Genomic DNA, 9,171 nt, shown 5'->3' on the forward strand with positions numbered 1-9,171 from the left:
CCATTCCCCATTCCCCCATTCCGAATTCAACCACACAACGCTGCTGCGTGATGTCGAATGTGGTCGGCGATGAAGGTGGCGATAAAGTAATAGCTGTGGTCGTAGCCGTCCTGCATTCGCAACGTGAGGGGTTGTCCGGCTGATTTACAAGCCTCCTGGAATACCTCCGGCAGAAGTTGCCGGTCTTCGAGGAACTTATCTGCCGTCCCCTGGTCGATGAGAATGGGGCGATCGTATTTGGCGTTTAAGACCAATTCGCTGGCATCGTAGGCTTTCCACGCAGTGCGATCGCCCCCAAGATAGTGACTGAAGGCTTTTTCTCCCCACTGACAGCGCGTCGGTGCGCAAATCGGGGCAAATGCAGAGACGCTGCGGTAGCGATCGGGATTTTTGAGGGCGCAAATCAATGCACCATGTCCCCCCATGGAATGACCGGAAATTCCCTGTTTTTCTGGAAGGATCGGAAAGCGATCGGCCACCAGTTGCGGTAACTCTTCGGTGACGTAGCGATACATTTGATAATGGGCATCCCAGGGCGTTTGGGTGGCATCCACGTAGAACCCCGCCCCCGATCCTAAATCCCAATCGTCATCTTCCCCCGAAATTCCCGTATCGCGCGGGCTGGTATCCGGTGCGACGATCGCGAGTCCGTATTCGGCCGCCAGTCGCTGCGCCCCCGCCTTGACGATAAAATTTTCCTCGCTACAGGTCAAACCCGACAACCAGTAGAGAACGGGAACGGGTTGCGATCGGGCTTGCGGGGGTTGGTAGATGGCAAACCGCATCGGACTGTTGCAGGCAACGGAATCGTGGCGATAGAAGCCCACAGTACCGCCAAAGCACTGAAATTGCTTGAGGAGTTCGAGGGAAGCGGATATTTCTGACACGGGTCTGTTTTTTAACGTTTTGGATAAGCTCAGATTCTGATGTTATCGCGATCGCAACCTAGGCGAAAACCCATCTCGGCGTTCCCTATTTCCCCTTCTCCCTAGCGGGCATCAGCCATTCGTAGCGTCCGTCGCTGCCGCCAAAAATCTCCCACCCACAGCAGTAAATCGTCCGCGACTAATGCCGGACGCTGCAAGCGCAACTGGGAATCTACCTGGCTTGCCCCCAGACGCAGCCAACCGCGCAGGTGAGGCAAACCCCAAAGGGCGAGTCGTCGCTGGCGCAGAATCTCGGCCAGGGTGAGGGGTTCAAATTCCCGTGCTGCTGATGCCAGAGACTCCGGCAGGGTCTCTCCCAACTCTGTTTCGAGGAACCGAAGCGATCGCATCAGGGACACCCAATGGGTTTTATCGGGCATCATGGCTTCGACGCGCGCCAAATTAATTCGATCGCCCCATTTGCGTAGAACGAAGGCAATATCGAGAATCCAGGAGAGTAGCGGCCCGGTTTCGTGGCGGTGTCCGTCCATATGTACTACCAGATGAACGAGGGTGGTACTGGGGTCGAGGACTTGTAGGGTCTCAACCTGGAGGTGTCGGGGATTGAGTTGAGTCACCAGGCTGGCGGGTTCGATACCTTCAAACAGCCGGACGCGGTGATGAACGTCGCACTTGACTCCCATGGGATTGACGAAGTATACGGCATCGTCGGTTTCGGCTTGTTCGTCGAGGCGAAAGCCCAAAGATTGGAACACTCGGGTGGCTTCTTCCATTTCCTCGGGGAAAATAGCAAAATCGAGATCTCCCATCGGTCGCGTACCGGGATTGGGATAGAAGCTGTCAGCTAGGGCAATCCCTTTCCAAATGGTGGGGTGCAAATCTCGGGCTTGCATCCGTTGCAGGAGGGCATCGAGGGTGAGGAGGAAAATGTTGTTGCGTTTGAGGGTGGTTTGATAAGCCACTTGCAGGCGATCGAGATAGGATTTGGGAACCAAAGATGTCAGACCGGCGACTTCCAAACCGTAGAAAACTAGGGGGCTGAGTCGGTGCAATCCGAGGGTTGCCAAACATTGCTCCCACTGCTTATCGGTGGCGGTTTGCAGTTGTTTTTTGGCAGAATCGATCGCGATCGCATCTGGGGTTGCAAAACTCAGTTGAATCAGGGTGCGACAGAGTTCGATAGACATGGCATATTTTCCCTTTTTTAAATGTTTTAAAACCGGTTGAATTTGAATGAAGTAAAGATTGTTAAGTGTATCGTCTGAACTATCGAGTTTTTATCGATAATTTTGAGCTTGAGTTTCAAATAAGCGAGCGTAAGTTCCGTTGAGTTCGATTAGTTCGTCGTGGGTTCCGCTTTCAATAATCGAGCCGGAATCCATTACGTAAATGCGATCGGCCATTTTTACAGTTGATAAGCGATGGGTAATCAAAATGGCAGCTTGGTCTTTAATCAGTTGACGGAATTTATTAAACACTTCGTATTCCGCTTTCGGGTCCATAGCGCTGGTGGGTTCGTCGAGGACGATCGCCTGGGAGTTACGCAAAAATGCCCGCGCTAAGGCAATTTTTTGCCATTGACCGATACTGAGTTCTTCCCCGTTCTCAAAGAGTTTCCCCAATAAAGTTTCGTATTCTTGGGGCAGTTTTTGAATCACGTCATCGGCACCGGAACGACGGGCAGCCGCCATAATTTCTTCGTCTTCCCGTTCGAGTTCGACATTCCCCAACCAAATATTATCTCGGGCGCTGAGATGATATTTGGCATAGTCTTGAAAAATGACGCTGATTTGATGGCGCAGTTCGGAGATATCAAATCGATCGACATTAATTCCATCGATACTAATATTTCCTTCTGTAGGTTCGTATAACCGACACAGTAGTGTAATTAATGTAGTTTTTCCCGAGCCATTTTCTCCCACCAGGGCGATAGTTTCTCCTGGACTCACCGTTAAATTAATATTTTTGAGGGCCGTTCGATTCGTCGTCGGGTATTGAAAACTGACATTTTCAAACACAATTCCATGCTGCATCGGTTGCGGAATCGGTTGCGGTTGTGCTGGAGCGATAATTGTCGGTTTTAGATCGAGAAAATCGTAAAGATTTGCCAGAAAAAGATTATCTTCGTAAAGACCCGACACCCCTTTCAAAAGACCTTTGAGGGCGGCTTGAGATTTATTCAAGGCTTGGTAGTACAAAACCAAGTCACCCAGATTTAAAGCCCCCTGGATTGTTTGGTAAATAATGAAGATATAAATGCTAAAGACTAATAGACTCGCCAGAGATTGCGCTAAAAAATTGGCGATCGATTGCTTGGTGGTGAGCGCAACTCTTTCCTGATAGATTTGCTTTCGCAACCGGAGATACCATTTGCTAAAGAAAGTTCCCAGCTCGAACAGGCGAATTTCCTTTGCAAACCGATCGGTGGTCAGCATCCAACCCAGATAAGCCGATTGCCGCTCCATCGACGTTTTATCCCGCTGCCAGCGATACATAACGCGAGAGTAGCGTACCCGCACCAGCATTGCCGGAATTGAGGCCACCACCAAGATACCCACCATTCCCCAATGCAGAGACAGCAGCAAACCCACCATCGCCAACAGTAGCACCCCATTTTGACCGACTCCGGCCAAACGGTTGAGGATCTGGGGTGGTCGATAGGGAGCTTCCTTTTGGGCCCGTTGCAAGGCATCGTAATAGCGGGCGTTCTCGTAATAGGCCAAATCCGCTTCGATCGATTTGGCGTGGATGATCCCCTGCATAAAATCGGTGACCCGCTGTGCGTGAGCGGTATTCACCAGTTCGGTGCAGGCATTGCAAAAGGTGGTTAAGATCGCGATCGCCCCGGCAATTCCCAGGAAAAGCAACACCCGATCGAAAGCGGCATCCTTATCTGCCGCACTCAAACTAACGGCCACCGTATCGATAATAAGTTTGGCCAGATAAATCGAAATTAAGGGTAAAATCCCTTGCATCAGGGTCAAAACGACTCGCGCCACCGTCCAACCCCGGCTGCTCTGCCACACCAAACGCAATGCCGGCAAAAGGCGGAAGCTATTTTCAAATTTTTGTTTGAACTTCAAAATCGATCGCTTTACCCGGCTTTGAGGAGTGGATCGTCGCGTTGCAGAGGGCTTTTTATTCCCCACTTTATCCAATAAGTTTCCCGTGCTCATACCTTCAAAGCCTCACCTGCAATGCGCTCTTCCACCAATCGGGCAACCGTCGGCAGCAAGAAGAGTTGGGAGGGTCGCAACAAACGCTCGATGCTGATGGATCTAGCCAGCCGCACCAATCGCAGGAAATGAGCCGCTTCCCCAGCTTGCAACAACTCGGAACCAAATCGGGTCACGTAGGAGTTTTGCAAGAGATAGGTGACGATACGCTGGGGTTCGAGAGGTCGAATTTCGACCGTTTCCCCTTTCCCCAGCAGGAAGATATGTCCCAGGGGAACGGTGCGATCGATAAAACCCTCGCGAACGCGGCGATCGCGCTTTTCGAGATGGGGAACCAAGCGGGGTAAGTTTTCGGGGTCGCCTCCCAAAGATTCCACCGCATCGGGCCATAGCTTGAGTTGGGGAAATGCCGGTAAAACGACGGGTCGGGTATTATCGTTCAAATCCAATGCCACCACATCATCGCCGATAAGTCGGTGTCCGCGCGCGTGGAGGGTGGCGGCCATCGTCGACTTACCCCATCCCTTATTGCCAATGAAAACGGCGGCTTTCCCGTCGATTTCTACGGCGCTGGCGTGCAACACGAAATAACCGCGCTGGTGGAGAATCACACCAATTGCCGCTCCTAAAATAAAGAGGCGCAATCGATCGGCATCAGCGTCAGGATCGGGATCGATGGAAATGGTGCGACCCTGTTGGATGAAAAAAGTGCCGACGCTTTTCCAAAAAACGTACATCCCCTCTTCAGTAGACTCGAAACAGTGAGCGGTGTCGTCGGTATTGAGGGGAGAATCGTTAAGTTGTGCGAACTCGACAATAACATCCGCACGAGCTTGAGAGTCAGCGACCAATTCGGGTAAAGCTAATTTGGAATGAATGCCTAAGCCGTATGCTTGATAACGATACATTGGTTTATCTGAGATTTTTTAAATTCTGAATGCGAAAGAAAAGCAGTTGGGAGTAAAGTTTTTCAGTTCGACGTTTACTCCCATAAATCCAATGCTGCTTAGCTTATTTAACGAACCGATTGCCGTAGGCTTGCCTAGGAGAAGTCTCCAGTGACGGAACTAATCCCGTCAGGCCCGATGGGAGTACCGATGGGGACATCAACGGCATTCCCACCCCCTTGTTGGGTTAAGTCGGCAAGGGTTCCGTTTTTGACAAGCTTTGGCGTGGTGTAGGATTGCTTTCGATCGGTAATTTGAGTTTTCATTGTTGTCTCCTTTCGATAGGTTTGAGCGTTAACTGGATCTTTGGACTCGCGAAAGCCCAAATGGATAAAAGGAGATGCACCCTGAGTTCTAGCTAGCCACCGAAGTGATGCCGTCCGGGCCCACGGGAGTGCCGACGGGCACATCGGTAGAGCTGGCTCCACCCTTTTGCGTCAAGTTCTCCACGTTGCCGTAGGCGGTGAGTTCGGGACGGGTGTAGGTGGTTTTTCGTGCGTTCATGACGTTCTCGTTTTTTATACTTGTCAGGTTTTGAGGTACAGCATTCGAGCGATCGACTCCATTCTCGAAGCGATCGCCAGATAGCTGTGCGACTGGATGCAACCTGCATCCAAAAGGACAACCATCTGAATATCGAGTTGGCAGATATCGACAAAAAGTGGGAGAGACGGAGAATGTTGTGACTCGAATTCACCGAGCAGGCAGGTTTGCAGTTTTTCCCCGATCGCGCGATTAAACGGATACCATTTCTTGGGAAGGAGATGACTGGCGATCGCGATGTTGAAGCCATAGGTCTAAGTTCAGTGCCCGCCACAGAACCATGGCATCCTCTCCTCGGTCTTTTCCAGCAATCCAGTGATGGTAGGCTTGGCGCAGGGCATCGATGTTGGTGTATGGGGCGATGCGCCCTGGATGATGGAAAAGTAGGGTTTCGATCGGGTCTTTCTCGAACTTCCGAAATCCTCGATCGAAATTCGGTCCGAGATTCGACTTTCCGCCCCGCCACTGCACCGCTTCGGGTAGAATGCCAGACATTCCCCGGCGCATCACCATCCGCGTCCAGCCTTTGTGAATTTTTTGTTCCGGCGGTAGGGACAGGCAGTATTCGACCAATCGTCGATCCCAGAAGGGAAAGCGTAAGTCGATACCGAAAGCAGCCGCTGCTTTGTCCATCACTTCCAAGGTGTAAGGCATCACGCCCCGCACTAAACTGTAGTAATGTTCGGCTCTTTGACTTTCTCGAGACTTCCTCAAGGCTCGACCTAGGGCTTTGCGACGTTGACCCAAGTCTACTTGCCGCAGGAAGTTTTCATTTACAGTCGAATGCCAGGACGGTTGCGAACCTGCCGCTTTGGGCTGCATACCCATGCGTCGCTGCAAGGATTTCCAACCGCGCTGGCCCAGTTTGAAGGGTGGGGCGTAGTTCCAGAGGTAAGGACTCATCCATTCCCAGAAAGAGCGATCGAAGTTTTGGGTATAGCCTCGAACTTCTCGCATTAACGTCAGCCATCGTCCGTCCCGTGCCAGTTCGCTCAAGTAGCCGACACCGTGAGATACGGTACTGTCGCCATCAAAGCCATCGAGGATGGTGCGCACCCCTTTTTGTTGGGCGATGCCGTACAAGCCCCAATTGAGATTGAGGTTGAAGGCAAAAAGCGGCTCGTCTTGATGGTACAGTTGCCGCTGGCTCTCGACTAGGGGACTGATGCGATCGCCCCCCAGATAATGGGGTTCCATGCCCCCACCTTCGAGAACGGCATTGATGTAGGGTCGTTCGTCGCATTCGGGAACGTCGTCGAATATTGCTGAGAAGGTGGGCAAAGGTCTGCCATCACTGCTGGCGAGAATTTCCCGTGCCGTACAGGCAATAGAAGAAGAGTCGAGTCCGCCACTCAACATCGAGCCAACTGGATAAGCACTCCGCAGCCGACAGCTCACGGCTTCGGTGAAAATTTCGCGAAACCCTTCGGCGTATTCTTTCTCGGAACCCAGATGCAACTCGCGACTGGGATCGAGAGACCAGTAGGGTTGCATCTGCACGCTGTCGGGAGAAACCTTCATCCAATGGGCGGGAGGTAAGCGGCGAATTGCCCGGTAGAAGGTAATCGAAGTATCTTCCCAGAGGGAAATTAAGTAATCGCCTACTCGCTCTGGATCGATCTCGCGGGGAACTTCCTCCAGGCTCAGCAGGGCTTTAATTTCGCTGCCAAAGGCAAAAGTGCGATCGGATACATAATAGTAGAAGGGTGTAACGCCAAAGCAATCGCGGGCGCAAAATAGAGTTTGCTCTCGCGCGTCCCAGATGGCAAAAGCGAAGTCACCGAAGATATACTCCGGACAGCGATCTCCCCATTTTTGATACGCCGCCAACAGGATCTGACTATCGGTAATGGTGTCAGCCAATGCCGTCGAGAAGTCTAGGGCGCTGAGAAGTTGCAATCGGTTGTCGATGCGAATATCGGCCGTGATGGCGAAGTTTCCCGTCCGATCGACTTGGGGAAGTGTCTCGTAAAGGGATTCGGGGGTCGTCCACCGCATCCGATGACCTAAACCCACATTATCCGAATACCAAACGCCAAGATCGTCAGACCCGCGATGGGCGAGAACCTCAAGGGTGCGATCGATTTTAGGGCGATCGACGGGTCGTCCGTCTCGGTAATATAAACCTGTAATGGCACTCATTATCTATCTCCTTCTAGGGATGGCATCGGGGTAAACCGGGAAAGGTCGTTAAGTCTCCCCACCACCACGCGTCCTCGATCTTCGATCCAGGCATGAGCCTCAAATTGCCCCCGATCTCCTTTGGCCACTCCAATTTTGAGTTGGGGGGAGTAGCCGTGGCGGCGCATAATTGTCCCAGTGGTAAGAGCGCGGGCTAAGCATTTTGCTCCGCCGGGGGTGTAGCGGCTGCTTTGGTTCACCGCCCAGACGATTTTGTCTAATTCTCGCGGGTTCGTTTTCTCAAACGATGGAGATGGCCGAGAAATACGATCGAGCAAGCCTTGCAAAGTAAGAAAGGGCAACAGCCACAGACCCAGTCGCACCAATCCCAGTAAGGCAAAAGTCCGAACCAAAAGCTGGCGATCTCGCCATCCCAAGCGAACGAATTTAAGCCATTGCTGCATCTTTAACCTCAATGAGTCCAGTGGCTTCGAGTTCTTGCAGAAGAGCGATGGTATCTTGCTTGCACTGCTCTTTTTCGACATCGTACTTGGTGACAACGATCTCGATGACTTCACTGACGGACTTGGGTTCTTCGATGGCTTTCCAGATGTCGGTTCCCACTTCGTTTAAACCGTAGTACGCACCGGATTTGAGATCGAGAACGACCATTTCACCTTCGAGTTCGGATGCAAGGCGATCGGGTGCGATGGTAACGACTGATTGCTGAGTTATCATTGTGTTCGATTCTTATTTCAACTAAATTTATCCGCTGATTTTAGCGATCTCCCGCGATCGCGAAGTGGCAAGAATACGAGAGATAGAGAAAACGTTGCACCCATCGATCGCTTTCTAAAGCCTCGAGCGATATCAGTAATATCGCTCTTCGAGTCTGACTCAACTCCGGCTTACGTATAAACACTTATTTTTTCTTGCTATGAGAATCAATATAGTTGAAATTTCGGAGATTTTGATAAAGGATTGATAAAGAAATCCCGAAATTTCATCAACTTTGCGTTAAATACTGAATCGCGAGATCTCAGTGAAAATCCGGTTTATTTTATTAAAGTTTAGATAAAGTTCGGGGTTCATATTTAAAGCTAAGATAAAGAGAAGCAAAATCCTCTCCAATCGATTCAATAATCCGTCGTAACGCATCCTTAAATCGATAAATCGATCGAGCCGATCGAATTTCTGGCCCAGATCTATGTCAAATCGAACAATATGCGTCAAAATATTAAGAAGTAGGTAAATATTTGTAAACGAAGTCCAGCTCGACTCGGCTCGGGTGAATCGAGGGTGGAGAGAAACAGTGGCATACGACAGATTATCAGAGACTGGAATCTCTAAATCAATGGCAACAGGAGAGACGGAAGAGGGCGAGATTCAAGAGGCGGTGCAGCAACTCGAAACCCAGCTAGAACGCGATCGCACCGACGAGTTAGACCCGCGCAAGCCGCCTCGCCGAGAAGGGGGAATTCCTTGGCGGACGTTACT

General features: G+C 51.1%; 10 protein-coding genes. 1 reads left to right on the plus strand and 9 read right to left on the minus strand.

Annotated elements, in window-relative coordinates:
* Positions 1 to 26: 26 nt before the first annotated feature.
* The 9 genes from fghA to IQ235_RS10920 form a co-directional block, all read right to left on the minus strand.
* Positions 27 to 878 carry an S-formylglutathione hydrolase gene (gene fghA / locus IQ235_RS10880; RefSeq protein WP_264321498.1) on the minus strand — a complete coding sequence of 284 codons (852 nt, stop codon included), beginning with the start codon at positions 876 to 878 and terminating at the stop codon, positions 27 to 29.
* Positions 879 to 988: 110 nt separating this feature from the next.
* On the minus strand, positions 989 to 2,074 hold the full coding sequence (locus IQ235_RS10885; RefSeq protein ID WP_264321489.1) for a nucleotidyltransferase domain-containing protein: 1,086 nt from the start codon (positions 2,072 to 2,074) through the stop codon (positions 989 to 991).
* A 90-nt stretch (positions 2,075 to 2,164) separates the two neighbouring features.
* Positions 2,165 to 4,063 (minus strand): ABC transporter ATP-binding protein, encoded by a 1,899-nt coding sequence (locus IQ235_RS10890; protein WP_264321490.1) that lies wholly within the window; start codon positions 4,061 to 4,063, stop codon positions 2,165 to 2,167.
* Positions 4,060 to 4,971 (minus strand): phosphoenolpyruvate carboxykinase (ATP), encoded by a 912-nt coding sequence (locus tag IQ235_RS10895; protein ID WP_264321491.1) that lies wholly within the window; start codon positions 4,969 to 4,971, stop codon positions 4,060 to 4,062. The genes IQ235_RS10890 and IQ235_RS10895 overlap by 4 nt, the downstream gene beginning before the upstream one ends.
* Positions 4,972 to 5,105: 134 nt before the next feature.
* Positions 5,106 to 5,276: a hypothetical protein gene (locus IQ235_RS10900; RefSeq protein ID WP_264321492.1), complete on the minus strand. Its 171-nt coding sequence runs from the start codon at positions 5,274 to 5,276 to the stop codon at positions 5,106 to 5,108.
* Positions 5,277 to 5,364: 88 nt separating this feature from the next.
* Positions 5,365 to 5,514: a hypothetical protein gene (locus IQ235_RS10905; RefSeq protein WP_264321493.1), complete on the minus strand. Its 150-nt coding sequence runs from the start codon at positions 5,512 to 5,514 to the stop codon at positions 5,365 to 5,367.
* 231 nt (positions 5,515 to 5,745) lie between these two features.
* Positions 5,746 to 7,695, minus strand: a complete 1,950-nt coding sequence (locus IQ235_RS10910) for a lasso peptide isopeptide bond-forming cyclase (RefSeq protein WP_264321494.1) — start codon at positions 7,693 to 7,695, stop codon at positions 5,746 to 5,748.
* Complete coding sequence (locus IQ235_RS10915) at positions 7,695 to 8,138, minus strand: lasso peptide biosynthesis B2 protein (RefSeq protein WP_264321495.1); 444 nt, start codon at positions 8,136 to 8,138, stop codon at positions 7,695 to 7,697. The genes IQ235_RS10910 and IQ235_RS10915 overlap by 1 nt, the downstream gene beginning before the upstream one ends.
* Positions 8,122 to 8,412 carry a lasso peptide biosynthesis PqqD family chaperone gene (locus IQ235_RS10920; protein WP_264321496.1) on the minus strand — a complete coding sequence of 97 codons (291 nt, stop codon included), beginning with the start codon at positions 8,410 to 8,412 and terminating at the stop codon, positions 8,122 to 8,124. Before IQ235_RS10920 ends, IQ235_RS10915 begins: the two co-directional genes overlap by 17 nt.
* A 574-nt stretch (positions 8,413 to 8,986) precedes the next feature.
* On the opposite strand from IQ235_RS10920, the gene IQ235_RS10925 reads away from it, so the two are divergent.
* Positions 8,987 to 9,171: hypothetical protein (locus IQ235_RS10925; protein ID WP_264321497.1), on the plus strand; the 185-nt coding region annotated here is incomplete at its 3' end.

Source organism: Zarconia navalis LEGE 11467 (assembly GCF_015207075.1).
GTDB lineage: Bacteria > Cyanobacteriota > Cyanobacteriia > Cyanobacteriales > Geitlerinemataceae > Zarconia > Zarconia navalis.

Excerpts from the sequence above, each read along its gene's own strand:
- IQ235_RS10885 (WP_264321489.1), bottom strand. The coding sequence starts at position 2,074 with ATGTCTATCGAACTCTGTCGCACCCTGATTCAACTGAGTTTTGCAACC.
- IQ235_RS10890 (WP_264321490.1), bottom strand. The coding sequence starts at position 4,063 with ATGAGCACGGGAAACTTATTGGATAAAGTGGGGAATAAAAAGCCCTCT.
- IQ235_RS10895 (WP_264321491.1), bottom strand. The coding sequence starts at position 4,971 with ATGTATCGTTATCAAGCATACGGCTTAGGCATTCATTCCAAATTAGCT.
- IQ235_RS10900 (WP_264321492.1), bottom strand. The coding sequence starts at position 5,276 with ATGAAAACTCAAATTACCGATCGAAAGCAATCCTACACCACGCCAAAG.
- IQ235_RS10905 (WP_264321493.1), bottom strand. The coding sequence starts at position 5,514 with ATGAACGCACGAAAAACCACCTACACCCGTCCCGAACTCACCGCCTAC.
- IQ235_RS10910 (WP_264321494.1), bottom strand. The coding sequence starts at position 7,695 with ATGAGTGCCATTACAGGTTTATATTACCGAGACGGACGACCCGTCGAT.
- IQ235_RS10915 (WP_264321495.1), bottom strand. The coding sequence starts at position 8,138 with ATGCAGCAATGGCTTAAATTCGTTCGCTTGGGATGGCGAGATCGCCAG.
- IQ235_RS10920 (WP_264321496.1), bottom strand. The coding sequence starts at position 8,412 with ATGATAACTCAGCAATCAGTCGTTACCATCGCACCCGATCGCCTTGCA.